The organism is Nocardia sp. NPDC047038 (genome assembly GCF_040644075.1).
Lineage (GTDB): Bacteria > Actinomycetota > Actinomycetes > Mycobacteriales > Mycobacteriaceae > Nocardia > Nocardia sichangensis.
Genome location: NZ_JBEYVQ010000003.1, coordinates 388,175 through 410,752 on the forward strand (window position 1 = coordinate 388,175; position 22,578 = coordinate 410,752).

General features: G+C 69.2%; 22 protein-coding genes and 1 pseudogene. 12 read left to right on the forward strand and 11 right to left on the reverse strand.

All coding sequences use genetic code 11. The features are described from left to right. Nucleotides 1-50: 50 nt before the first annotated feature. Nucleotides 51-1,112: an AraC family transcriptional regulator gene (locus ABZ824_RS15330; protein ID WP_356963726.1), complete on the forward strand. Its 1,062-nt coding sequence runs from the start codon at nucleotides 51-53 to the stop codon at nucleotides 1,110-1,112. Here the strand turns inward: ABZ824_RS15330 and ABZ824_RS15335 are convergent. From ABZ824_RS15335 to ABZ824_RS15345, 3 genes are all read right to left on the reverse strand, one after another. After that, a complete protein-coding gene (locus ABZ824_RS15335; protein ID WP_356963727.1) occupies nucleotides 1,109-1,786 on the reverse strand; it encodes a phosphodiesterase in 678 nt (225 codons plus the stop codon). The genes ABZ824_RS15330 and ABZ824_RS15335 overlap by 4 nt on opposite strands. 66 nt (nucleotides 1,787-1,852) lie before the next feature. Next, nucleotides 1,853-2,638 (reverse strand): metallophosphoesterase, encoded by a 786-nt coding sequence (locus ABZ824_RS15340; protein ID WP_355074880.1) that lies wholly within the window; start codon nucleotides 2,636-2,638, stop codon nucleotides 1,853-1,855. Between the two features lie 170 nt (nucleotides 2,639-2,808). After that, on the reverse strand, nucleotides 2,809-3,246 hold the full coding sequence (locus ABZ824_RS15345; RefSeq protein ID WP_356963728.1) for a MarR family transcriptional regulator: 438 nt from the start codon (nucleotides 3,244-3,246) through the stop codon (nucleotides 2,809-2,811). A gap of 51 nt (nucleotides 3,247-3,297) precedes the next feature. Here ABZ824_RS15345 and ABZ824_RS15350 point away from each other — a divergent pair, with 51 nt between their 5' ends. Further along, nucleotides 3,298-3,900: a TIGR03086 family metal-binding protein gene (locus tag ABZ824_RS15350; protein ID WP_356963729.1), complete on the forward strand. Its 603-nt coding sequence runs from the start codon at nucleotides 3,298-3,300 to the stop codon at nucleotides 3,898-3,900. 369 nt (nucleotides 3,901-4,269) lie between these two features. On the opposite strand, the gene ABZ824_RS15355 is transcribed toward ABZ824_RS15350, so the two are convergent. The 3 genes from ABZ824_RS15355 to ABZ824_RS15365 all read right to left on the reverse strand — a co-directional run bounded on the left by ABZ824_RS15355 (nucleotide 4,270) and on the right by ABZ824_RS15365 (nucleotide 7,570). Then, the gene (locus ABZ824_RS15355; protein WP_356963730.1) at nucleotides 4,270-5,037 is read right to left on the reverse strand and encodes an RNA pseudouridine synthase; all 768 of its coding nucleotides are present in this window, start codon (nucleotides 5,035-5,037) and stop codon (nucleotides 4,270-4,272) included. 44 nt (nucleotides 5,038-5,081) lie between these two features. Beyond that, entirely contained in the window at nucleotides 5,082-6,092 is a 1,011-nt protein-coding gene (locus ABZ824_RS15360) for an adenylate/guanylate cyclase domain-containing protein (protein WP_355074872.1), read from the reverse strand. 209 nt (nucleotides 6,093-6,301) lie between these two features. Continuing rightward, nucleotides 6,302-7,570 (reverse strand): epoxide hydrolase family protein, encoded by a 1,269-nt coding sequence (locus ABZ824_RS15365; RefSeq protein WP_356963731.1) that lies wholly within the window; start codon nucleotides 7,568-7,570, stop codon nucleotides 6,302-6,304. 138 nt (nucleotides 7,571-7,708) lie between these two features. Here ABZ824_RS15365 and ABZ824_RS15370 point away from each other — a divergent pair, with 138 nt between their 5' ends. Beyond that, nucleotides 7,709-8,527 carry an alpha/beta hydrolase gene (locus ABZ824_RS15370; protein ID WP_356963732.1) on the forward strand — a complete coding sequence of 273 codons (819 nt, stop codon included), beginning with the start codon at nucleotides 7,709-7,711 and terminating at the stop codon, nucleotides 8,525-8,527. A gap of 92 nt (nucleotides 8,528-8,619) precedes the next feature. Here the strand turns inward: ABZ824_RS15370 and ABZ824_RS15375 are convergent, their stop codons facing one another. The 3 genes from ABZ824_RS15375 to ABZ824_RS15385 all read right to left on the reverse strand — a co-directional run bounded on the left by ABZ824_RS15375 (nucleotide 8,620) and on the right by ABZ824_RS15385 (nucleotide 10,639). Next, nucleotides 8,620-9,564, reverse strand: coding sequence for a type IV toxin-antitoxin system AbiEi family antitoxin domain-containing protein (locus tag ABZ824_RS15375; RefSeq protein WP_356963733.1), 945 nt, complete (start codon nucleotides 9,562-9,564; stop codon nucleotides 8,620-8,622). Between the two features lie 89 nt (nucleotides 9,565-9,653). After that, on the reverse strand, nucleotides 9,654-10,283 hold the full coding sequence (locus tag ABZ824_RS15380) for a TetR/AcrR family transcriptional regulator (RefSeq protein ID WP_355074864.1): 630 nt from the start codon (nucleotides 10,281-10,283) through the stop codon (nucleotides 9,654-9,656). Continuing rightward, a complete protein-coding gene (locus ABZ824_RS15385; RefSeq protein WP_355074862.1) occupies nucleotides 10,283-10,639 on the reverse strand; it encodes an SPW repeat protein in 357 nt (118 codons plus the stop codon). Before ABZ824_RS15385 ends, ABZ824_RS15380 begins: the two co-directional genes overlap by 1 nt. A gap of 216 nt (nucleotides 10,640-10,855) precedes the next feature. Here ABZ824_RS15385 and ABZ824_RS15390 point away from each other — a divergent pair, with 216 nt between their 5' ends. The 3 genes from ABZ824_RS15390 (at nucleotide 10,856) to ABZ824_RS15400 (ending at nucleotide 13,726) form a co-directional block, all read left to right on the forward strand. Further along, nucleotides 10,856-12,052 carry an FAD/NAD(P)-binding oxidoreductase gene (locus ABZ824_RS15390; protein WP_356963734.1) on the forward strand — a complete coding sequence of 399 codons (1,197 nt, stop codon included), beginning with the start codon at nucleotides 10,856-10,858 and terminating at the stop codon, nucleotides 12,050-12,052. A 178-nt stretch (nucleotides 12,053-12,230) separates the two neighbouring features. Continuing rightward, a complete protein-coding gene (locus ABZ824_RS15395; RefSeq protein ID WP_355074858.1) occupies nucleotides 12,231-12,992 on the forward strand; it encodes an aspartate/glutamate racemase family protein in 762 nt (253 codons plus the stop codon). Next, entirely contained in the window at nucleotides 12,989-13,726 is a 738-nt protein-coding gene (locus ABZ824_RS15400; RefSeq protein WP_356963735.1) for a DNA alkylation repair protein, read from the forward strand. The genes ABZ824_RS15395 and ABZ824_RS15400 overlap by 4 nt, the downstream gene beginning before the upstream one ends. Before the next feature lie 40 nt (nucleotides 13,727-13,766). On the opposite strand, the gene ABZ824_RS15405 is transcribed toward ABZ824_RS15400, so the two are convergent. Together ABZ824_RS15405 and mftR2 are read right to left on the reverse strand one after the other, a co-directional pair. Then, entirely contained in the window at nucleotides 13,767-14,822 is a 1,056-nt protein-coding gene (locus ABZ824_RS15405) for a ferredoxin--NADP reductase (RefSeq protein WP_356963736.1), read from the reverse strand. A 61-nt stretch (nucleotides 14,823-14,883) separates the two neighbouring features. Then, nucleotides 14,884-15,507: a mycofactocin system transcriptional regulator MftR2 gene (mftR2, locus tag ABZ824_RS15410; RefSeq protein WP_355074852.1), complete on the reverse strand. Its 624-nt coding sequence runs from the start codon at nucleotides 15,505-15,507 to the stop codon at nucleotides 14,884-14,886. A 330-nt stretch (nucleotides 15,508-15,837) separates the two neighbouring features. Here mftR2 and mftA point away from each other — a divergent pair, with 330 nt between their 5' ends. From mftA to ABZ824_RS15440, 6 genes and pseudogenes are all read left to right on the forward strand, one after another. After that, nucleotides 15,838-15,936 carry a mycofactocin precursor MftA gene (gene mftA / locus ABZ824_RS15415; protein ID WP_157170973.1) on the forward strand — a complete coding sequence of 33 codons (99 nt, stop codon included), beginning with the start codon at nucleotides 15,838-15,840 and terminating at the stop codon, nucleotides 15,934-15,936. 16 nt (nucleotides 15,937-15,952) lie between these two features. Continuing rightward, nucleotides 15,953-16,195: pseudogene (mftB, locus tag ABZ824_RS15420) on the forward strand (mycofactocin biosynthesis chaperone MftB); the annotation flags it as partial. Between the two features lie 3 nt (nucleotides 16,196-16,198). After that, complete coding sequence (gene mftC, locus ABZ824_RS15425; RefSeq protein ID WP_356963898.1) at nucleotides 16,199-17,509, forward strand: mycofactocin radical SAM maturase; 1,311 nt, start codon at nucleotides 16,199-16,201, stop codon at nucleotides 17,507-17,509. 231 nt (nucleotides 17,510-17,740) lie between these two features. Further along, the gene (gene mftF, locus ABZ824_RS15430; RefSeq protein ID WP_355074850.1) at nucleotides 17,741-19,141 is read left to right on the forward strand and encodes a mycofactocin biosynthesis glycosyltransferase MftF; all 1,401 of its coding nucleotides are present in this window, start codon (nucleotides 17,741-17,743) and stop codon (nucleotides 19,139-19,141) included. A 100-nt stretch (nucleotides 19,142-19,241) separates the two neighbouring features. Continuing rightward, entirely contained in the window at nucleotides 19,242-20,693 is a 1,452-nt protein-coding gene (mftG, locus tag ABZ824_RS15435) for a mycofactocin system GMC family oxidoreductase MftG (RefSeq protein ID WP_356963737.1), read from the forward strand. Between the two features lie 125 nt (nucleotides 20,694-20,818). Further along, complete coding sequence (locus ABZ824_RS15440) at nucleotides 20,819-22,189, forward strand: GAF domain-containing protein (protein WP_356963738.1); 1,371 nt, start codon at nucleotides 20,819-20,821, stop codon at nucleotides 22,187-22,189. Nucleotides 22,190-22,578 lie beyond the last annotated feature (389 nt).

Sequence of the window (22,578 nt, forward strand, 5' to 3'; positions counted from 1 at the left end):
TGTAGGAGCCGCGGTGCCGTCGTATAGAGAATTTCGGCCATAATGTCCGCGTGGAGCGGATACAGGATCCGGATATCCGCGATTGGAACTTTCCGCGCGGCGTGGCCAGCGTGGCGCTGATGGTCGGATACGCGGCCGAACACGGCGTGCCCTCGGCGCGCATGCTGCACGGCACCGCGCTCGGTGAGCAGCAATTGCGCGATCCGGACGTCCAGATCGACGCGCACACCGAACTGGCGGTCATCCGCAATCTCGTCCGCGAACTCGCCGACCGGCCCGCGCTGGGTGTGGAGGTCGGTCGCCGCTACCGGATCACCACCTTCGGCATCTTCGGCTTCGCCTGCGTCAGCAGCCCGACACTCGGGGAGGCGATCAGCTTCGCGCTGCGTTATCTGGACCTCAGCTTCACCTTCTGCATCCCCGTGGCCGAGTGGGGTGCCAGCGAGTTCGTCGCGGTGGTGCGCGACGAGGCGGTGCCGACGGACGTGCGGCAGTTCCTCGTCGAACGCGACGTCACCGCGATGCACCAGGTGATGAGCGATCTGCTCGGCACACGCCTGCCGCTGACCAGGGCGGAATTCCGTTTTCCCGATCCCGGCTACGCGGAGCGGATCGCCGAGGTGACTCTCGTGCCGCCGCGTTTCGGCATGCCGCACAACCTGTTCGCGATCGAACCGATGCTGCTGGAACAACCGTTGCCGCAGGCCAACGAGCAGACCTGGGCGATGTGCCTGGCGCAGTGCCGGGAACTGGTGCACCGCCGCAGGGCGCGCACCGGCATCGCGGCCGAGGTGCGCGAACGTCTTGTGCCGCGCGGCGGCGCGGACGGATTCGCCGCTCCGCCCGGCATCGACGCCGTGGCGAACGATCTCAACATGAGCACCCGCACGCTGCGGCGGCACCTGGACGCCGCGGGTACCAGCTATCGCGCGCTGCTGGACGAAGTGCGTCGTGCGCTTGCGGAGGAAATGCTCACCGCCACACCGCTATCGGTGAGCGACGTAGCCATCCGTCTCGGCTACGCCGAAGCGTCGACCTTCATCTTCGCCTTCAAACGCTGGACCGGTAACACCCCGGCGGCCTATCGCCGCGAACGCGCCGTCCGGCGTTAGCCCTCTTCGCCGCGGCCGCTCCTGCTGCCGATGTATGCCAACTCGCGAATCTTGCCGACAGCCTTGGGAAACAACTCCACCTCGTCCGGGTGATTGAGCATCGGATCGAAGTAATCCGTGCGGTACTCGGCGGAGTCGGCGGGACGCAGAGTGAGTTCCGCGACTCGCCAAGTCGGCCCGCCGAGGCGGCCCGCGGTGAGGGTGAAGCTGACCAGATCCTCGCCGAGGTGGGCTTGCATCGCCTCCAGCGACGCGGACGCGGGCTGCACGCTGTCCGGCTCGGCGAAGAACCAGGTGGGCGAGGAGTTGCTGATCCGATAGGGCATCAGGCAGCCGTACCGGGCGCTGGCCCAGCCGCGCGCGGGGGTGATCACCAACCGGCCCAGCGGTCCCCGGCCGGTGGTGGCCAGCGCGAAATCCCAAGGCTGCTCGTCGCGATCGAGCACGCGGAACGCCAGGCCGAGCACATCGGGCAGGCCGTTCGGCAACCCGATGCCCTTGGACACCCGTGCGATGACCGCGCGATCGCCGCTGCCGAACAGCGGCTCGAATTCGGGCTCCGCGTGCAGACGGCCGGCCAGGTGCAAGCCCGAGGGGTGGAATACCCGCGCGTGCCGGATCCGGGCTCCGGCCGCGAACGCGTTCTTCACCACTGCGGCTGGTAGATCGACCATGGCGGATCCTCCCGGTAGGCGTCGTGTGCCTCCCGATTGCCCCGGCACGTGCCGGGTAAACCGCTGTCAGACCGGTTGCACGCCGATCCGGCCGCCCATCGGAACCGCCCGGAAATGGCTGGTGAGGCGGTGGTCGTCACCGATGACGTGCAGCGCCACCGCCGGGTCCGGCGCGTAGTCCATGACGTGGTCGGGCAGGTCGAGTTCCCACTCGCCGCTGAGCACCGATGCGGTGCTGGGGGCCACCAGCAGCGGGCGTCCCCCGAAGGTGGTCGTCGCGGCGGAGTGCGCGTGCCCGGTGAGTACGCCGACGATCCGGTCGTCACCGGCCACGAGGTCGGCGAACCGTTGCGGATCGGCCAGGGAGATCACGTCGACGATCGGGCTGAACAGGTGCGCGGGCGGGTGGTGCAAGGCGAGCAGGATCGGCTTGCCCGCGGGCGCCGCGTCGAGGACGCCGCCGAGCCAGTCATAGGTCTCGTCCGCGAGCTGCCCGCCCGGCTGCCCCGGAACGCTCGAATCCAGCAGCGCGACGGTGAGATCGCCGATGCGATGCGCGTGGTTGATCGGGGCATCGGAGGCGGGCTCGCCGAGCAGGCTGGTGCGGAAGCCCGCGCGGTCGTCGTGATTGCCCGGGATCGCGTACACCGGGATCTCGCCGTCGAAAGCGGCCTTGGCCTCCGCGAACTGCTCCGGTTTGCCGGAATCGGTGACGTCGCCGGTCACCAGGATGGCGTCCGGCTTGCGGCGCAGCCCCGCGACGAAGTCCATCACCCGCCGCACACGCTGGGCGTTACGGGTGCCGAGATCGAAATGGGTGTCGCTGACCTGAGCAACCAGGATCATCGGCATTCGCTTTCGCTAGGGGTTCGCTGCATTGCGTCAGATTGCGCGCGCGTCGCGTCCGCGGCACCTCATAAGGCTAGTTGACCTGCGCATTACGCGTCGTCATGACGCTCGCCACCGTACGAGCGGTGCCCGTCGAATTGTGTGCTGGATCACATTGCGTGGACTCGTCGGAGTCAAGTGGCGGGGCGTTCGGACACCGTGTCGGAGAGGGTGCGCAAAGCGCGCAGGAACGCGCTGCGATCCGGCGCTGGCAGCCGCTCGAGCAGTCGGTCCTCCCCGGCCTGGATGTCGCGTTGGGTGCGGTCGCGAAGGGCGCGGCCCGCGTCGGTGAGCGACAGCAGGTTCACCCGGCGGTCCGTGGGGTCCGGTTCGCGGGTGATCAGGCCGCGGCGCTGGAGTTCGTCGAGGACGCCGATGATGCGGGTCTTGTCCGCGCCGATCGCCTTGGCCAGCGCCGCCTGGGTGTAGACGGGTTCGGCGTCGAGGCCGAGCAATACGGAGTAGCCCCACATGGACAGTTCGTGCCGCTCCAGGATGGGCAGTTCGAGGGCCATGAGCGCCCGCCCGAGCGGCACGATCATCGCGGCGAGATCGGGGCGGGCGTTGGACATGGATCGACGATACTGCTTGGCAAATCGTAAGCTTGCGCATATGATAAGTTCATGCTTACTGCATCTGCCGAAGGATTGCGCGACCGGCATGCCCGTTCTGTCCGACTGAGCGTGGACGTCGTCGACCGCGTCCGTCCCGATGCGCTGGACGCCGAGACACCCTGCGCGGGTTGGCGTCTTCGTGACCTGCTGGAACACATGATCACGCAGAACCACGGCTTCGCCGCCGCCGCGCGGGGCAGCGAGGATCTCGATGTCTGGACCGTGCGCTCGTCGGCCGATCCGGTCGCCGACTATCGCGCCTCCGCCGACGACGTCCTCGCCGCGTTCGCCGCCGAGGACGTGCTCGAGCGCTCGCTGCTGCTGCCGGAGATCTTGCCCGACCAGGGGATTCCCGCCGTTCGCGTGATCGGCTTCCACCTCGTTGACAGCGTCGTGCACGCCTGGGATGTCGCGCGCTCGATCGGCGAGACCATCACACCCGATCCCGACGTGGCCGAGGCGGCGCTGGCCATCGCCCTCGCCGTCCCCGATGGTCCGGAGCGCTCCGTCCCGGGCGCGGCTTTCGCACCGGCACTGTCCGTTCCGGAACACACGCCGACCCTCGACCGCATCCTTTTGCTCCTCGGCCGTGCGCCGAGCTGGCCGAACTGATCTGCTCGAGCGGCCCGATAGACCGTTTCTCCTTGGTGCATCGGCTCTGTGCACACGGGGCAGACCGCCTGGGGATGACTGTGGACGAACAGCGAGCCGGTATCTGCCGCCGAGCGAGCGCGACGGAGCGGCGACGGTTTGCGTGCTCCGCGATGGCGCCAGTGGTGAGCAGCGACCTCGATGTCACTCGCGCGCTGTTTGCCGCTCTATGCGAGCGCGCCCCATAGGCGCTGGCTGTGGGGCCGATTCCCGTACGGCCCTGGCCGAGATTCGGCGCGGTTATCGTGCCGGGGCACAGTGTCGACGTTCTTCGCAGCGGTCGACGCTTCCAGGCAACGGGCTGTGCGAAGACCGCATCGGGCGGCCTGGCTAGTCGAGAGTCCGCAACAGGTCGGTTGCGCGTTCCAAGGCCGCCGGGTCGGCGGATTCGTGCAGCGGGGCCCAAAAGCCCGCGTCGGGCTCGGCGGCCAAGACCAGTTCCGGCGGGGTGCGCCAGGAAGCGGTGAGGCCGAGACGCCAGGAATGCAGGTAGGTCCGCGAGGGGGCGCCGGAGCGGTCGAACAGGGGATCGCCGACTATCGGATGGCCGGTCCAGGCCAAATGGACGCGAATCTGGTGGCGACGGCCGGTCACCGGGCGCAGCGCGAGAACGGTATGCGCGGGACCCCGCAGCACCGTCGCGAACCGGGTGAGCGAGGGGTAGTTCTTGGCGGGCAGCAAGTCGGCGTCGTCCACGAACCAGCGGCCCGCCTCCTGACGGATGCTTTCGCGCGGCGCCGCGATCCGCACCCGGTTCTTGCGCCCCACGCTGAGCGGCAGATCGAATACGCCGGTATCGGGCAAGCCGGTGGCCGCGACGACGGCCAGGTACGCCTTGTCGGCGGTCTGCTTGTTGAACTGCCTGGTCAGCTCGCCGTGGGCGGACAGCTCCTTCGCGAAGAGGATCAAGCCGGAGGTCACCTTGTCGATCCGGTGCACCGGATACAGCGTTTCTCCCTCGGCCGCCGCCAGCTCGACGAGATCGGTGTCGTGGCGCTCGCCCATGACGGAGATCCCGGCGGGTTTGTGCAGGGCGAGAATCGCCGCGTCCTCCTCGACGAGACAACGCGCGCGCAGCTGTGACCAGTCCTTGTCCACCGGACGAGCCTAGGGCGGCCGTCGGCGTCGGGCGGAGATCGGGGCTATCCGCCGTTCCTGCCGTTGTGGCGCAGCAGGTGCGGACGCAGGCGATTGAAGCCGCGCACTCGGACGCTGCGCAACTGCTTGATCGCGAATGCCGGGTCGCCGTTCAACTCCGTGGCGGCGTGGTCATCGATCAGGACCGTGCCCGGCCGCGCGACGCCGGTGAGCCGGGAGGCGATGTTCACCACCGAGCCGTACAGATCCCCGAACCGTTGCAATACCGGGCCGTAAGCGAGGGCGACGCGCAACTCCGGCGTGCCCCCGACCATCATGGTGGACTCCTGGATGGCCAGCGCTATGCGCGCGGCTTCGGCGGCGCTTTCCGTGGCGAACATGACTTCGTCGCCCACGTTCTTGATCACCCATCCGCCGTTCTCGGTGATGGCGGCGGTGGTGGTGGACTCGAACGCCTCGAGCAGCATGGACAGCTCGTCGGGATGCAGATGCCTGGTCAGCCTGGTGTAGCCGACCATGTCGGCGAAACCGACGGCCAGTTCGCGCACCGACTCGCCCGCGCTCGTCCCCGGGTCGAGCGACCGCGACAGCGACGCGGCCAGGTGCCGCCGCCAGGCATAGGTGTTCAGCTGCTCCAACGTGGCTATGGCGCCCTCGGTGGCGGTGCGCACCGTCTCTTCGGGGTCGGCGCCGGGATCGGCGCGGGCGATGCGCTCCTCGATCTCCGCGAGCACCAGGTCGACCTGCCACTCCGCCAGGCGCGCCATCCCTTGGCCGAGCGTGCGCGCGGTCGCCGACTGCTGCCGGGTGTCGGCCGAGGACAAAACGGTCAGCTGCTCGAAGTTGCGCACCGCCGCGACGTCGGCGTCGGTGTAGTCCACCGCCTCGTCACCGATGCTCGACGGAAAACCGAGCGCCATCCACAATCGCCGGGTGAGCGCCGTCGTCGTCCCCGACTGTTCGGCGACCTCGGTGCGGTTGTACCGGCGCGCACCGTCGAGCAGATAGGACTCGACGACCGATTGCACCGACTGGGACCTCTCGCTGGGCACCATGATCGGTACCTTACGGCCCGGATCCGACGAGGCGGCTTCCATTGGGCGAGTTCACATACCTCTCCTACGCCACGTCGATTCCGGTGCCGCGCCGATAACATGCACGCCCTCCGCGATCCAGCCGGACTGCCGCCGCCGTAACGCGCGGGTTCGGTCCCTCCGGCCGCGTTCGCATCCCGGCGAAGGCCGTCCGCGCAGCGCGTGGCTGCTCACCCGGCAGTGGACGGGGTGCGGCCGCGGAAGGTGCGGCGCAGATCGTCGACCCACTGGGCCGGAATCTCCCACGGGATGAAGTGACCACCGTGGTCGTGGGCGGTGAGGTTGACGTGGTTGTACCAATCGCCGCGGTCGCTGTCGAGGAACGCCTGCACGCGCCGGTCGGTGTCGACGCCCGGCGGGTTCTCGTAGCCGACGAAGGTGATGCCGGTCGGAGCCTCGATGGGCGGCTGCCGGTCGTGCGACGGCGTCCAGGGATAGCGATTGTTGTTGGCGTAGGTGCGGATGGACGTGCCGATGGAATTGGTGACCCAGAAGATCATCGCGTGGGTGAGCAGGTCGTCCTTGCCGAAGACCGACTCGATGTCGCCGCCGTTGTCGCTCCAGCTCACCCAGCGCTGCAAGATCCAGGCCAGCAACCCGGCGGGTGAGTCGGACAGCCCGTAGGCGAGAGTGCTCGGTTCGAGCACATGTGCGGTCAGGTGGACGGCGAAACGTCGCTCCAGTTCGAGGATCCGGTCGTGTACGGCGGCGGGCAGGCCCTCCGGGATGGGATTGCCGCCGGTGATATCCCAGGCACGGTCGCCGCTGAACAGGGTCAGCTTCTGACCGGAGCCGATATGGATGCCGTACAGCTCGTCGGCGTACTTGTGCCCGAGTTGCCCGGTGACCAGCGCGCCGACGTCACAGCCCGCCGCGGCGTACTTCGCGTGCCCGAGGGTCTCGGTCATCAGGACGTGCCAGAGGTCGGCGACCTTCCAGAAGTTCATGTCCGGGTTCTTCGGCAGCGGTGCGGAGAATCCGAATCCGGGGAACGACGGGACGATCACATCGAAGGCGTCGGCGGGGTCGCCGCCGAACGCCGCCGGGTCGGCCAGCGGGTCGATCACCTTGGCCCAATGCCAGAAGGTCCATGGCCAACCATGGGTGAGGATCAACGGCGTCGGGTCGGGTCCGACGCCCGGCTTCCGCAGGAAATGCACCGGCACCCCTTCGATCTCGACGAAGTAGTGGTCATAGGCGTTGAGTGCGGCCTCGGCCGCACGCCAGTCGTAATCGGTGCGCCAGTACTCGACCAGCTCCTGCAAATAGTCGCGGGACACGCCGTAGGACCAGTCGTCGTTTTCCGCGTCGACCGGCCAGCGGGTCAGTTCCAATCGCCGCCGCAGGTCGGCGAGCACGTCGTCGGATACATGAATAGGCGTGGGATCCAGCGGGAACGGCCGCGTCTCGGCTCCACGCGAAGAGGGCTCCTGACTCACCGGGCCAGTATGCTCCGTGCGCTCATCCGCGAGGCTGTGCAGAACATCACGGTGGGACTTGACCACCGAGGTAATCGCGGCTCGCGGCATGCTCCGCTAGCGTCGGGAAGACGGACGGAGATCTGAGCGGAGGGCGCTGTGGTCGGGACCGGGCGGGCCGCGCGGCCCGAGATCACCGAAGGCGTGCTCGAGCACGGCATGCCGTACTTCGCGATCGGTTCCGGTCGGCCGCTGGTCTTTCTCCGGTGGTTCAGTCCCGACCACGCGAATCCCCGCGGTCGGATGCTCGACTCCGAGGTGAGAGTTCTGCGGCCGCTGGCGCGGAGCTTCCGGGTCTACGCGGTGGGCCGCGCGCCCGGCATGGCCCAGGGCATCACGATGGCGGAGATCGCGGCCGAGCACGCCGACGCGCTGCGCGCCGAGTTCGGCGAGCCGGTCGACGTGCTCGGCATCTCCTCGGGCGGGTCGGTGGCGCTGCAACTCGCCGCCGACCATCCCGAGGTCGTGCGCCGCCTCGTCGTCGCGTCGTCCGGATGCCGTTTGGATCCGGTCGCCAAGGAAGGCCAGATGCGTTACGCCGAAGCGATTCTGCACGGGCGCCGCGCGATGCACCACCTGGCGTCGAGCAGCGTCTCCTCGCCCGCCGCCGCTCGTCTCGCGGCGGCCGCCATGTGGTTGCTGGACCCGTTGAGCCGCCCGCGCGACCCTGCCGACACGTACGCCTTTCTCCGCGCGGAGGACGAATTCGACATCACCGAGCGCCTCGGTGAGATCCAGGCCCCGACGCTCGTCATCGGAGGCGAACGAGACGCCGCCTACAGCCTCGCCACTTTCCGCCGCACCGCCGACGGCATCCCCGATTCCCACCTCGCCATCTATCCGGGGGCGGGGCACGTGAGCGCGCTCAGGCGCCCCCGCTTCGCCATCGACGTCGTCAACTTTCTCGACCAGCCCTGACTCGCCACCGCTGTGCGCCTGGATAGTCGTCGGCTGTTCCTCTCGGCTGGGTCGGGTGACGGCCCGCGGGACGCTGAAAGGGTTCGGCGCGTTCACGGTTCGGGGGTAGGAGTCCAGTAGCCGGCACGGTGGTGTACCGCGGCCGTGCGGATCGCCGCGCGGAGACGATCGGTCAACTGGGCGGAAGCGGACAGATCGCCCCAGGTCCAGCGCACGACCACCCAGCCGAGTGCGCGGAGCCCATCCGCGCGGACGTTCTCCGCCGTGACCACCCGAGCGGCGGGCGGCGCGGCTCGGCGGTGCTCGCTTCCGTCGAATTCGCCGATCACACCGAGATCGGGGAACAGGAAATCGACACGGCCGACACAGATCTCGTCATCGGAGAAGACCCGAGCCTGCACTTCGGGAGCCGGAAGACCCGCCCGGTGCAGCAGGATCCGGCTCAGGGACACGCCGACGTTCGCGCTGCGCCCGTCCAGGAAGTCCAGGACGAGGGCGGCACGGCGGCATCCGGGCCTGCGCCGGGCCCGGCGCAGGTGTTCCCGCAGTTCCGCCGTGGTGGTCAAGCCCTGGCGTAGCGCGGAATCCCCGAGAGCGACGGACTGTTCGAATCCTTCCGAGCGCGCGATGTCCAAGACCGTCCGCGCCGGGGTGGTCACCCGTATGTCGTCGACCAAGGTGATCTCGTCGGGCTCCATCCGGGCCGAATGGACCACCACCCGTCGGCTCAGCCGGCCGCCGTTGATCCGGTTCCTGGTCAGATGGACCCGGTCGAGCGGAATGCCCCAGGTCGTCATCCCGTGCAGCACCGCCGCCGAACAGTGGCTCGTGACGGCGGAGTCGGACGTGGACTCCGCGGTGGCCAGCGTCATCAGCAGATGCCTGCCGGTGGCGCCGAGACCGGAGCCCGGCGCGCTCAGATAGTGCCCGGCGCGCAGCCGCTGCCATTTCCCGGTTCTGCACAGCCGGTGCAATGTCTTGTCGGACAGACCGGATGCCAGCGCCTGCTGACGCGAGATCAGTTGCGGTGCTTCCATACCGACGATCGTGATCGACCGGCGATCCGGGAAACCCCCGCGCGGCGGCGCATGTGGACAACGCGCGGGCTGTGGACAACTCCGGGGAGTCAGCCCATCTGAGTCATTCCGGCCGCGACCACCTGGGCTACGTTCAGCACTTCGTCGGCGGTGGGCAGCGGCACGCCGTCGAGCGCGTGCAGCCGGTCGGTGCTGGCGATCGCGAACATCGCCGAGACCCAGGCCGCGGCGCACGCGCGCAGGGTTCCGGGACGGACCGGGCCGGGGGCGCTCGCCTGGAGCACCTTCGCGGTCACCTCCAGCATCTGGTCGCGCAGGCGGCGCAGTTGCCGCCGCACGTCGGGATGGGTGTCGGCCTCCCGCCACAGGATCACCCGCAGTACCGACGAGTGGTGGTCGCGCAGGTTCAGCGCGGCGTCGAGGTTGACCAGGCTCGCCGCCGGATCTCCCGGCGTAACCACGGTGCCGATGTCGTCGATCGGCCGCGCGGGCACCCGCTCGGACATCAAGGCGGACAGGATCGAATCCTTGGTCGGGAAGTAGTAGAAGACAAGTCCTTTGGGGACGCAGGCCGCGGCGGCGATGGCCGCCGTCGCGGTGGCGTCGTATCCCTGTGCCGCGAAGAGGTCCTCCGCGGCGTCGAGGATCAACTGCCGAGCGTCGCCGTCGGCTTTCGCGCTGCGGCGGCGTCCGGCGCGCCGGGTTCCCGGTCGCTGCATCAGTGATGCGGAGCCATGTCGTGCAGACGCCCCGACACCGTCGGCAGCGCCGCGACCGCGACCACCGCCGTCACCACCCCGACTACCCATGCGGTCCAGGATGCGCTGCGGTACGCGGTGAAGTCCATGGCCCACGGCGAGATGAACAACAGCAGGCCGCACAGGCCCATCGCGTAGTCCGCCGACGCCATGTCGGGGCGGGCCATCTGCGCCAGACCGGTGAGCGCGATGAGCACGCCGAGCACGATCAGCGCCCACATGGCGTTGTTGTTGTGGTCGACCCACAGGGGTGACAGTGCGGCGAAGGCTCCGAGCACGACGGCCAGGAGATCCTGCGCGCGGCTCTCGGTGAACATGTGTACCTCCTCAGGCTGTGCGTATGTCCTGACCTCGGTCTAGTCCTGATTGACCGCCCGATCAACATCGGAACGGACACGGTTGTGCGACGGTTGACCGGCCGCTCCGCGTGACGGTCCTCACAGAGGAATGAACCAAGCAGAGGTTAGGGTGAGCTTCGTCGCACCGCCGGTTCCGCGGAATCGGCGGCCGGATTCCACTGAAGGGATGGCCGCATGACCGCGCCGATCGTGATCGTCGGAGCCGGCCTCGCCGGCCTGCGCACCGCGGAGGAATTGCGCCGCGCGGGCTATGCGGGCGACCTCGTGCTCGTCGGTGACGAGTCGCGGTTGCCCTATGACCGGCCGCCGCTGTCCAAGCAGTTCGTACGCGGCGAAACCGATGACACCACACTGCGTCCGAGCGAGTTCTACGCCGAGAAGCAGATCGATCTGCGCCTGAGCACCGAAGCCGTCGGGGTCGACACCGGTGCGCGCCGCGTTCGCCTCGCCGACGGCGCCACGCTGGACTATGACCAGCTGATCATCGCCACGGGTCTGCGCCCGCGCCGTCTGCCCGGCCTGCCCGAGTTGCGCGGCGTGCACGTGCTGCGCGGCCATTCCGACGCCGTAGCCCTGCGCGCCGATCTGAGCGGCGCGAGCACCGCGCTGGTCGTCGGCGCCGGCTTCATCGGCTGCGAACTCGCCGCGAGTTTCCGGGCGGCGGGAGTGGATGTCGTGCTGGTCGAACCGCAGGCGACGCCGCTGGCCTCGGTGCTCGGCGAAGCGGTGGGCGAACTGGTCGCGCGGATGCATCGCGCGGAAGGGGTGGATCTGCGCTGCGGCATCGGCGTGGACACCCTGTTCGGCGACGAGTCGGGGCGGGTGCGCGGTGCGCGGCTGTCCGACGGTACCGAGATCGCCGCCGACCTCGTCGTGATCGGCGTGGGTTCGCGGCCGGTGACCGAATGGCTGAGCGATTCCGGGATCGCGCTGGCCGAACCGTCGGCCGGTGGCGGCGTGCTCGCCGACGAGGTGGGACGGACCTCCGCCGACGGCGTCTGGGCGGTCGGCGACGTGGCGGCCTGGCTGCACGAGACCGGACTCCGCAAGCGTGTCGAACACTGGACCAACGCCGGTGAACAGGCCAAATTGGTCGCCTGCGCGCTGCTGGGCGCCGAACCGCCCACGGCGGCGCGCGTCCCGTACTTCTGGAGCGACCAGTACGACGTCAAGATCCAGGCCCTCGGCACTCCCGGCGCGACCGACGAGGTGCACATCGCCTCCGACGACGGCCGCAAATTCCTCGCCTACTACGCCCAGGGCGGCAACCTCACCGGCGTCGTCGGCGCGGGCATGACGGCCCAGGTGATGAAGGCCCGCGCCAAGATCGCGTCCGGTGCGCCGGTGACCGAGTTGCTCGCACCCAGCTGAGGGCGCGCCCGGCGGGAGCCGCGGAACGGCGGCTACGGCATCGAGCAGGTCGGGTGCTCGTCGCCGAATCCTCCGCGACTATGGCCGCCGTGGCCCGCGTGCGCGCGCCGGTTGCGGAGCGTGCGCCGCGGCGCGCACGGCGTGTGGGGGTGTCATGGGGCTGTAATACGGTGGTGCGGTGATCGTCGCGCTCATCGACTCGGGTCTGGGGTTGCTGCCCACTGCCGCTTGGTTGCGCAAGTTGCGGCCCGATGTGGATCTGCTGCTGCAGCTGGATCCGGACGGGGCGCCGTGGGGGCCGAAGCCGGAGGACTGGGTGGTCGAGCGGGTGGTGAACGCCGCGCGGACCTCGCTTCGTTCGGGCGCGGAGGTGATCGTGCTGCCGTGCAACACCGCCAGCGTGACGGCGCTGGAGCACGTGCGCGCGGAGGTCGGGCCCGACGTGCCGGTGATCGGCACCGTGCCCGCGATCAAGCCCGCGGCGGCCGTGTGCCGGTCGGTGGCGGTCTGGGCCACCGCGGCGACCACGGCGAGCCGGTACCAGGCCGATCTGATCGCGAAATTCGGCGGCGACGCCGATGTGGTCGGGGTGGCGTGTCACGGGTTGGCGGACGCGATCGACCGTGGCGACCTGACCGCCGCCCACGAAGCGATCGGCAGCGCGGCGGAGCGGACGCCGCCCGGCGTGGAAGGCGTGGTGCTCGGTTGCACGCACTACCCGCTGGTGACCGACGCGATCGTGGCCGCGTTGCCGAACGGCGTCCGGCTCTTCGACAGCGCGCAAGCCGTTGCCGCGCAGACCATTCGGCGCATCGAGGCGCTGGGCCGCCCCACCACGGGTACCGGGGTGATCCGGGTGCTCAACAGCGGTCGGCCCGGTGCGCTGCCCACCAGCGCGGCCGCCTTCGAGTCCGGCCGCGTGCTGGGCGCGCAGGGGTGACCGACTCGGTGACCGCGGCCGACGTGCGGGCGGCGTTGCGGGAACTGGCGAATCCGGCTGATGCGACGCAGCTACAGCGGTTCTTCAAGACCGGTCCCGGCGAATACGGCGAGGGTGACGTGTTCCTCGGCGTCCGGGTGCCGGCGAGCCGCCGGGTCGCCAAGCGCTTCGCGGCACTTCCGCTCGACGAGATCGACCGGCTGCTCGACAGCGACGTGCACGAAGACCGGTTCGCCGCGCTGGTGATCTTGAACGCGCGATTCGCCGAGGCGTCCCAGCCGCGCTCCTTCGACGACGCCGCCCGCGCCGCCATGGTGCGGTTGTATCTGGCGGCCGTGCGCCGCGGACGGGTGAACAACTGGGATCTGGTGGACGTGTCGGCGGAGAACATCGTCGGCCCGTGGCTGCTGGACAAACCGCGTGACCTGCTGTTCGAGCTGGCGGCCACCGAGTCGCTGTGGGAGCGGCGGGTGGCGTTGCTGTCCACGTTCGCGTTCATCAAGGCGGGTGATGCCTCGACCACCTTCGCGCTGTGTGAACTGCTGCTCGACGACCGGCGCGACCTGATCCAGAAGGCGCTGGGCTGGATGCTGCGCGAAGTCGGCAAGCGCGTCGACCGCGGCCTGCTGACCGGATTCCTCGACCGGCACGCCCCGGTCATGGGGCGCACCGCGTTGAGCTACGCGACCGAGCAGCTGCCGCCCGGGGCTCGCGCGGAATACCGCGCGCGATAGGCGAAGCAAACGATCGGCGAATTATTTCAGGCGAGCGCGCTCAGAACTGGATCTTCAGGTGGTCGGTCACCGGGTGCGCCTGGCAGCCGAGGATGTAACCGTTCTCGATATCCTCCGGGTCGAGAATTTCGGCGTTGTCCATTTCGACCTTGCCCTCCAGCACCGTGCACGCGCACGAGCCGCACTCGCCTTCCTGGCAGGAGTAGGGCACGTCCAAGCCCTTGGCCAGCATGATGTCCACCAGCGTCTGCTTGCGCGGCCACTTCAGTTCGTGCACTTCGCCGTCGAGTTCGACTTCCACGGTCGCCGCGTCGGCCGCCTCCTCGTCGGAGACCTCGACCGGCGCCTGATCGGCGAACGGATCGCCGGCCAGCGAGTTGAACACCTCGGCGTGCGTGCGCGTGCGCGGCACGCCCAGTTGCCCGAGCGCGTCGTGCACCCGGTCCATGAACGGCTTCGGCCCGCACATGTACGCGTCGTAGCCGCGATACGGGGCGACGAGGGTGGCCAGCGCGTCGGCCGTCGGCAGGCCCTGCAGGTATTCCAGCCAGTGGATCACGGTGAGCCGCTGCGGGTGCTTGTCCGCCAGATCGCGCAGCTCACCGGCGAAGATCACGGACTCGTGGTCGCGGTTGGCGTAGACCAGCACGATGCGGCCGTTTCCGCGGGCCAGGGCCGACTTGAGGATGGACATGACCGGCGTGATGCCGCTGCCCGCGCCGAACAGCAGCAGGTCGTCGTCGAGATCCTTCGGGGTGAAGACGCCGGAGGGCGGCAGCACCTCGATCTGGTCGCCTTCTTTCACGTTGTCGCACACCCAGTTCGACCCGTAGCCGCCCTCGGTCCGCTTGACGGTCACCTTCGGACGGTCGTCGGTGTAGGGCGAGCTGGCCAGGGAGTAGCACCGCGCCACCGAGCCGGTCCGGTCGCTGGGGATGCGCAGGGTGAGGAACTGTCCCGGCTGGTAACGGAACTTCTCGGCCAGCTCGTCGGGAACGTCGAAGACCAGCGAGCGGGTGTCGGCCGTCTCGGCGATGACCGCGGACACCCGCAGCACGACCGAGCGCGAGCCGTGGGGAACCTCGACAGTGGTCATGTCGTCCTCTCGAACCTGGCACGGGCAACCCGCGACGCAAAAACTAGAACGTGTTTCAGTTTCATCGTACGTCGGTCGTCGCCTGGCGGACAAGCTGGGCTTCCAGACCGGCGATCAGCACCTCCATGCCGAAGTCGTAGGAGTAGCGTCCGCGCAGGTCACCGATGTACCGGGTGGCCCGATCGACAACCGGTGGCAGCGTGACATCGGCAGGCGCCGAGCGGTCGCGCGGGTTCACCCGGCTGCGGCCGAACAGGTAGGTGTGGATGGTGGCGTAGGCGGCGAGGATGTTGCGATCGCCGAACCCCGCGTCGTCGAGGATGTCCATGATCGCGGCGATCAGATCCAGCTGTTTGCCCAGCATCTGCTCGATCAGGATGTCGCCGAGGCCGGGATGCTTGCGCAGCTTCTCGTCGATCTGGTCGACGAGATCGCGCAGCCGATGCTGCCACGTGCCGGATTCGGCCGGTGGCGTGCGCACTCCGGTGAGGGCCGCGCTGGCGACCAGATCCAGCAGCTCGCGCTTGTCGGCGACGTAGTAGTAGGGCGCCATCGGGGAGACGCCGAGTTCGCGGGAGAGTCGCCGCATCGACAGTTTCTCCACGCCGTCCTCGCGTACCACCCGCAGCGCGGCCTCGACGATCTCGGACTCCGACAGCGTGCTGCCGCCCCCGTTCGTCTGCATTCGTCCGACTCCCATGCCACCTCTACCACTGCGGGCGTGCTGCCCGTCACATTCTGTTCAGCTGCTTGCCACCCGCAGTCTAGAGCGCCGGGCATCGGTCCCGTCGCCGCCTGTTCCTCTCGGCTTGCGGCGGAATCGGCTCCTCGCTCGGAGCGTGGGGCCGCGGGGACCTCCCGGATCGACAAATGAAACCTGTTCTTTTGTCAGTTTATGACGTTATTGTGTGAGCACGGACTGCACCGGGCAGTTCGCACACGGATCGTCCTCGCGGAGGTAGCCATGCCGGAATACGGGTCCACCGGACACGCAGACACCGACAACACCGGACGGATGGAGGCCGCCGCCGCGCGGTCTGCCGAAGAAGCGCCGCTGGTCGAGGAGAGCCTCATCGAAGAGGTGTCCATCGACGGCATGTGCGGCGTCTACTGACGGGCGGTCGATGACGATGCTCGATCTCGATACCCGCTGGCAGCTGCATCCGCGAGTGGCGCTGCGTCCGGAGCCGTTCGGCGCGCTGCTCTACCACTTCGGCACGCGCAAGCTCTCCTTCCTGAAGAATCCGCGGATCGTCGAGATCGTCCGGTCGCTGCCGGAGCACACGTCGGCGCGCACCGCCCTGCGCGCGGCGGGCGTGCCGGAGAAGAACGCCGCGGCTTACGTCAAAGCGCTGACACAGCTCGCCGAATCCGACATGATCATCGGTGCGCCGGCCGGCGCACCGACGGCGCCCTCCGTCGCGAGCGCGGCCACGGCGCCGCCGTCGACGGCGGGGGTGGTCCCGCCGTCGGACGCGGCGGTTCGCCTGGTGGACCGCTTCGAGTCCGGTCTCGCCGCGCCGATCTGTCTGACCTGGGAACTCACCTACGCCTGCAACCTGTCCTGCGTGCACTGCCTGTCGTCTTCGGGGCGCAGGGATCCGCGCGAGCTGAGCACCGAGCAGTGCAAGGCGCTGATCGACGAGTTCGAGCGTATGCAGGTGTTCTACGTGAACATCGGCGGTGGCGAGCCCACCGTGCGCCCGGACTTCTGGGAACTGGTCGACTACGCGACCGCGCACCATGTGGGCGTGAAGTTCTCCACCAACGGAGTGCGGATCACGCCCGAGGTCGCGGCCCGGCTGGCCGCCAGTGACTACGTCGACGTGCAGGTGTCGCTGGACGGGGCCGACGCCGAGGTCAACGACGCCGTGCGCGGTCCTGGCTCCTACGCCATGGCCATTCGCGCGCTGGAGAATCTCGCCGCGGCGGGTTTCCGGGACGCGAAGCTGTCGGTGGTGGCGACCAGGCACAACATCGCACAGCTCGACGAGTTCCGCGCCATCGCCGAAAAGTACGGCGCCACCTTGCGTTTGACCAGGTTGCGGCCGTCGGGCCGGGGTGCGGACGTGTGGGACGACTTGCATCCCACGCCCGATCAGCAGCGCGTCCTCTACGACTGGCTGCTGCGCAACGGGGAGGGCGTGCTCACCGGCGACTCGTTCTTCCACCTGTCGGCGTTCGGCGCGGCGCTGCCGGGGCTGAACATGTGCGGCGCGGGCCGGGTGGTCTGTCTGGTCGACCCGGTGGGTGACGTCTATGCCTGCCCGTTCGCCATTCACGATCGGTTCCACGCCGGAAACGTCGTGGCCGATGGCGGTTTCGAGGCGGTATGGCGATCCTCGGAACTGTTCGGGGAGCTGCGCGAGCCCAGTGGCGGCGGCGCGTGCGCGTCGTGCAGCCATTACGACGCCTGCCGCGGCGGCTGCATGGCGGCGAAGTTCTTCACCGGGCTGCCCGCCGACGGGCCTGATCCGGAGTGCGTCCAGGGGTACGGCGAAGCGGCGCTGGCCGACACGGCGCGGATGATCCCGCGTTCGTCGGTCGACCATTCCCGCCGGGTCGCCCCGCGCGCGGGCGGGCGCAAGAGCGGACCGGTTCCGCTGACGCTGAGCGCGACGCGCCCGGCCGGATTCACGCCGGAACGCCGCCCGGCGCGGGCCTGCGACGAGAGCCCGCTGGCGTGAAGCCATGAAGTTTGCCAAAAGTATGCCGAGAGCGCGGGTGTGGCTATCGTCCGGTCGTCGACCGGGCGATAGCCGCTCCGTTGCCGGATGCTGGGAAACCGGTGCGAGCGAACACTCGGCATCGGGTACGGCGCGCGGCCGTTCCGGTGGCGGGCCGGTTTCGCCCGGAAATCTGCCGTTTTTTCCGGACTGTTGATGTCTACCCGCGAAACTCCGCCTAGCATGCCAGGAATGCGCCATGATCGCCTGCCCGATGGATTCGGGGTGCGGATCGATCCCCGGGTACGCGCATACTCCGGCGGGCGGGTTCTGATCGGCGGTTCGCCGGCCAGGTTGCTGCGACTTGCCCCGGAGGCCGCCGAGATGATCGGCGACGGGTACCTCGAGGTGACCGGCCCGAAGTCCGCCGTCGTTGCCAGACGGCTGCTCGACTCCGGAGTGGCCAACCCCCGCCCCCGGCTGCTGCCTTCGCCGGACGACGTCACCGTCATCGTGCCGCTGCACAACAACGCCGAGGGACTGGCGCGGCTGCTCGCCGCGTTGCGCGGGCACAACGTCATCGTGGTCGACGACGGGTCCGACCAGCCGGTGCGGATACCGCGCAACCGTGGCACCAGGTGCCGGGTGACCGTGCTGCGGCACGACCGCAAGCAGGGACCGGCGGCCGCGCGCAACGCCGGCTTGCGGGCGGCGACAACCGACTTCGTCGCATTCCTGGATTCCGACGTGGTGCCGCGCAGCGGATGGCTGGAAGTGATGCTCGGCCATTTCAGCGACCCCGGGGTGGCGCTGGTCGCCCCGCGGATCGTCGCGCTGGACCCGGAGTCCAATGCGCTGGCGCGCTACGAGCACACCCGCTCCTCGCTCGACCTGGGCAGGCGCGAGGCTGCGGTGCACTCGCGCGGGCTGGTGTCCTATGTGCCGAGCGCGGCGCTGCTGGCGCGGCGCAGGGCGCTGCTGGAACAAGGCGGCTTCGACGAGTCGATGCACGTCGCCGAGGACGTCGACCTGTGCTGGCGGCTGGAGCGGGCGGGCTGGCGGCTGCGCTACGAACCCGCCGCCCACGTGGCGCACGACCACCGGGTGTGCTTCCGCGCTTGGTTCGGCCGAAAGCTGTTCTACGGCACCGGCGCGGCGCCGCTGGGCGAGCGGCACGCGGGAACGGTGTCACCGCTGTCGGTGCCGTCCTGGACGCTGCTGGCCGCGTTCCTGTTCGCGACGCTCACCAAGTGGGGACTGTTCGGCGGCATCGTCACCCTGATCACCGCGCTGGCCCGGCTGCGCCGCGTCTTCGCCGGGCTGGACAACTCCACCCGGATCGCCGCGATCTATCTGGCGCGTGGCTTCTTCGCCGGACTGTGGCGTCTGGCCTCGGCGATGTGCAGGCATTACTGGCCGATCACGGTGCTGGCGATGTTCTTCTCCCGTCGGGTGCGGCGCATCGCGATCACCATGGCAGTCGCGGACGGATTGGCCGACTGGTTCACCCACCGCGACTCGGGCGGCCTCGATCCCGTCCGCTACACGGTCTACAAGCGCCTTGACGACATCGCCTACGGCACCGGCCTGTGGCTCGGCGCGTTCCGCGCGCGCAGCGTGGAAGCGCTGAAACCCACCACACCATCCCGTTGATCGACCCGAATCACCCGCGATGACCTGGCTCTTGCCCGCACCCTCGCCGCGCCGCCGTCCGGCTACGCGGACCGCGCCGAGATACTGAACGGGAGTCCGAATGGCCGACACGCTCATCGTCGGGGGCGGTACCGCCGGGTGTGTCCTGGCGGAGCGGTTGAGCGCCGATCCGGCGCACACGGTGCGGCTGCTCGAAGCCGGTCGGATGTGGAGCAGTCGCGAGGCGATGCCCGCCGAGTTGCTGGACGCCGCGTCGCTGCCGATCGGTCCGGAGGCCCCGTGGCTGTGGCGTTACGAGGTGGTCCTCGCCGACGACCCGCCGGTGCAGGCAACCATCGTGCGCGGCAAGGTGATCGGCGGCTCGGGGGCGGTCAACGGCGGTTACTTCGTCCGTGCCACGGTGGCGGATTTCGACGCCTGGAGCCGGGTGCTCGGCGACTCGGACAGCTGGTCGTTCGATTCCGTGCTTCCGCTCTACTGCCGGATCGAGCGTGACCTCGACTTCGGCGAACAGCCCTGGCACGGCGACCGCGGCCCGATTCCCGTGGTGCGCAGCTCGGATCCCTCGCCGGTCAGCGCGGCGTTCACGGAGGCCTGCCTCGCGTCCGGGTTCGCCGAGGTGCCCGATCTCAATGCCCCCGGCAGCGGGGAGGGGGTGGGCGCGGTGCCGTGCAATTGCGACCGAGGCAGGCGCATCGGCCCGTCGATCGGCTATCTGCTGCCCGCGCTGGCCCGCCCGAACCTGACCGTCGCCGGGGAAACGTCGGTCACGCGCATCCGCTTCGACGGAACCCGTGCGGTCGGCGTGGAGTACGTACGCGATGGCGAGAGCGGCATCGAGTGGGCCGACCGGATCGTGCTCTGCGCGGGCGCGATCGAGTCGGCCACGCTGCTGTTGCGCTCCGGCATCGGCGACCCGGAACGGCTGCGCCCCCTCGGCATCCCGGTCGTGCACGCCGCCCCGGTGGGCTCCTGGCTCAGCGACCATCCGGAAGTGGGCATCTCCTATCTGCTGCACCTGGCCGAACCGCCGAGCGTCCCGCTGGAGACGGTGCTCGAGGTGGACGATGTCGAAATCCGGCCGTACGCCGTGTCGTTCACACCCGGGGTGCGCAGGCTCGGCGTCACACTGATGCGGCCGCGATCCTCCGGCGTGCTCCGCTTGCGGTCGGCCGACCCCGGCGCCGCGCCGCTGATCGACTACCGCTACCTGACCGCCGACCAGGATCGCGCCCGATTACGCGACGCGGTGGCGACCGCGGGCGGGCTGCTGCGACGAATGAACGCGCGGCCGGTCGATCCGATTCCGCGGCCCGCGGATCTCGATGCCTGGTTACGCGCGAATCTCGCCACTTCGCAACATTTGTCCGGAACCTGTCGAATGGGCCGGGAAAACGATGCGGCCGCCGTGGTGGACGAGCGCTGCCGGGTGCGCGGAGTTACCGGGTTGTCCGTGGTGGATCTGTCCGTGGTGCCGGTGCCGCTCGGTCGTGGACCGCAGGCCACGACCATGGTGATCGCGGAAAAGGCGGCCGCACACCTGTGCTCGTGAAGTGAAAGACGGTTCGGTCACAATTTGCCGGGATGCGCACCGGGTGTGACCTGGCGGACAAAGCCGAACATCGGTCGTTCCCGCCCTGAGTGCGCCGGTACAGTTTGGGGCGGAAAGAAAGGCAAATGGTCAGCAACATCGCAGGTGGGCGACCCCCACGGCCGGGCGTGGAGCCGGGCGCCCAACTCGGTGCGCTCGAAGTCTACGCCGCGCAGGCGCACGGATACCTCGGCGCGGGTGGCGATCAACTTGCCCGCCTCGCCGGTCTGCTGCGTCCCGCCGTGCTGGAGTCCTGGCTGCGCAGCTTGCGCGGCGGGGTCGATCCGATGGACGCGGTCGACGGCCGCGGTCTGCGCGGCGCCGATCTGCAGCGCTATCTCCAGGCACATCCGATCGCCGCGCTGATGCCGCTGATCGACAAATTGCTCGTACAGGACACGGCCAGAACGGGTTTGATCGTCGTGGTGGCCGATCAGTTCGGCCGGGTGCTCTCGGTGCACGGTGGTGACGAACAGGTCGCGGCCGCCGCGGAGATCGGCCTGCGCGCCGGTGACGACCTGAGCGAGCGCCGCATCGGGACGAACGCGGTCGGCCTGGTGGTGCGTACCGGGCGCGCCGCGTGGATCCACGGCCCGGAGCACTTCCTGCACCGGATGCACCAGATCACCGGAGCCGCGGCCCCGGTGCACGATCCGGACGGCAGGCTGGTGGGAGTGCTGATGATCGCGGGCGGCGTCCGGGTGGCCAAGCCGGAGATTCTCGCCCTGATCAAAGCCACCGCCACGGCCGCGGAGATGGACCTGCTGCTCACCGCGATACGGTCCGGCGAGCGTCGGAACGACGGTCGCGGCAGGCGTGACCCGGCGCAGCCGCACCCGGCGGGCAGGCTCGCGCTCGACGTGCTCGGCCTCGGTCAGCCGCAACTGAGCGTCGCGGATGATCGAGTGCCCCTGTCGCAGCGGCATGCCGAGATCCTGCTGCTGCTGGCCGAACATCCGGAGGGACTCGGCGCCGATCATCTCGCGCTGTTGCTCGACGACACCGATCTGGACAACGGCACCATCCGCGCGGCCGTGTCCCGCTTGCGTTCGGTGGTCGGTCCGACCGTGTTCGGTTCGCGGCCTTACCGTTTGCGCGTTCCGGTCGCAACCGATGTGGAGGCTTTGCGCGCGGCGCTCGACTCCGGTGATGTCGATTCCGCATTACGGCTCTATGCCGGGCCGGTGCTGCCGCGTTCGACCGCGCCGGGCATCATCGATATTCGCGACGAACTGCGGGTTCGATTGCGCACAGCGGTGCTGGCTTCGGGCGACCCGGCGGTGCTGCGCCGGTGGACCGCGTGTCCGGAGGGGCGCGACGACGCCGCGGCGTGGGCGGCCTACCGGGCCACGGTCGATCGTGACTCGCCGCTGTACGCGCAGATCGAGGCCAAGATCCGGGTACTGGATCGCCGCCTCGGCGCCGATGCAACGCGAATGCAACGTTTCGGCTCATAGTCTGCACAGCCATCGGCGTCGCCGCGGTCGAATGTGATCGCGCATTACGCTTTGCCCTGGACTTCCGGCCCTGGTAGCCGCGTTGGACAAGCGTCCAGAAGTTTTTAGTGCAAATTGTTCCCTTTTATTAACGAAGCGCCTAATGTTCGCAATGCACGGATCACGACCGTGTGACGTAGCTGACATAGCCGTGGCGCCCGCTCCACGGCGATGACGTTGGAGGATTGGCGGCTTTCCGCGCGAGCGTGCCCGAGCACCGCTCGCGCTCTCATCGAATCGCACGTGGTGGTCGACGCCATGCGCCCGGGCTGGGCAGCCGGGTGCAGCGGCTTGTTCGTGCTGCTCGAAAGCGTTCGGACAGCCGTTGTTCCGCCGAGTAGGAGGCTCTG

What these genes read in the sequence shown, in the direction of transcription:
- ABZ824_RS15335 (WP_356963727.1), bottom strand. Translation starts at nt 1,786, where the DNA reads ATGGTCGATCTACCAGCCGCAGTGGTGAAGAACGCGTTCGCGGCCGGA.
- ABZ824_RS15340 (WP_355074880.1), bottom strand. Translation starts at nt 2,638, where the DNA reads ATGCCGATGATCCTGGTTGCTCAGGTCAGCGACACCCATTTCGATCTC.
- ABZ824_RS15345 (WP_356963728.1), bottom strand. Translation starts at nt 3,246, where the DNA reads ATGTCCAACGCCCGCCCCGATCTCGCCGCGATGATCGTGCCGCTCGGG.
- ABZ824_RS15350 (WP_356963729.1), top strand. Translation starts at nt 3,298, where the DNA reads ATGCTTACTGCATCTGCCGAAGGATTGCGCGACCGGCATGCCCGTTCT.
- ABZ824_RS15360 (WP_355074872.1), bottom strand. Translation starts at nt 6,092, where the DNA reads ATGGTGCCCAGCGAGAGGTCCCAGTCGGTGCAATCGGTCGTCGAGTCC.
- ABZ824_RS15375 (WP_356963733.1), bottom strand. Translation starts at nt 9,564, where the DNA reads ATGGAAGCACCGCAACTGATCTCGCGTCAGCAGGCGCTGGCATCCGGT.
- ABZ824_RS15380 (WP_355074864.1), bottom strand. Translation starts at nt 10,283, where the DNA reads ATGCAGCGACCGGGAACCCGGCGCGCCGGACGCCGCCGCAGCGCGAAA.
- ABZ824_RS15385 (WP_355074862.1), bottom strand. Translation starts at nt 10,639, where the DNA reads ATGTTCACCGAGAGCCGCGCGCAGGATCTCCTGGCCGTCGTGCTCGGA.
- ABZ824_RS15390 (WP_356963734.1), top strand. Translation starts at nt 10,856, where the DNA reads ATGACCGCGCCGATCGTGATCGTCGGAGCCGGCCTCGCCGGCCTGCGC.
- ABZ824_RS15405 (WP_356963736.1), bottom strand. Translation starts at nt 14,822, where the DNA reads ATGACCACTGTCGAGGTTCCCCACGGCTCGCGCTCGGTCGTGCTGCGG.
- mftR2 (WP_355074852.1), bottom strand. Translation starts at nt 15,507, where the DNA reads ATGCAGACGAACGGGGGCGGCAGCACGCTGTCGGAGTCCGAGATCGTC.
- mftA (WP_157170973.1), top strand. Translation starts at nt 15,838, where the DNA reads ATGGAGGCCGCCGCCGCGCGGTCTGCCGAAGAAGCGCCGCTGGTCGAG.
- mftC (WP_356963898.1), top strand. Translation starts at nt 16,199, where the DNA reads ATGATCATCGGTGCGCCGGCCGGCGCACCGACGGCGCCCTCCGTCGCG.
- mftF (WP_355074850.1), top strand. Translation starts at nt 17,741, where the DNA reads ATGCGCCATGATCGCCTGCCCGATGGATTCGGGGTGCGGATCGATCCC.
- mftG (WP_356963737.1), top strand. Translation starts at nt 19,242, where the DNA reads ATGGCCGACACGCTCATCGTCGGGGGCGGTACCGCCGGGTGTGTCCTG.
- ABZ824_RS15440 (WP_356963738.1), top strand. Translation starts at nt 20,819, where the DNA reads ATGGTCAGCAACATCGCAGGTGGGCGACCCCCACGGCCGGGCGTGGAG.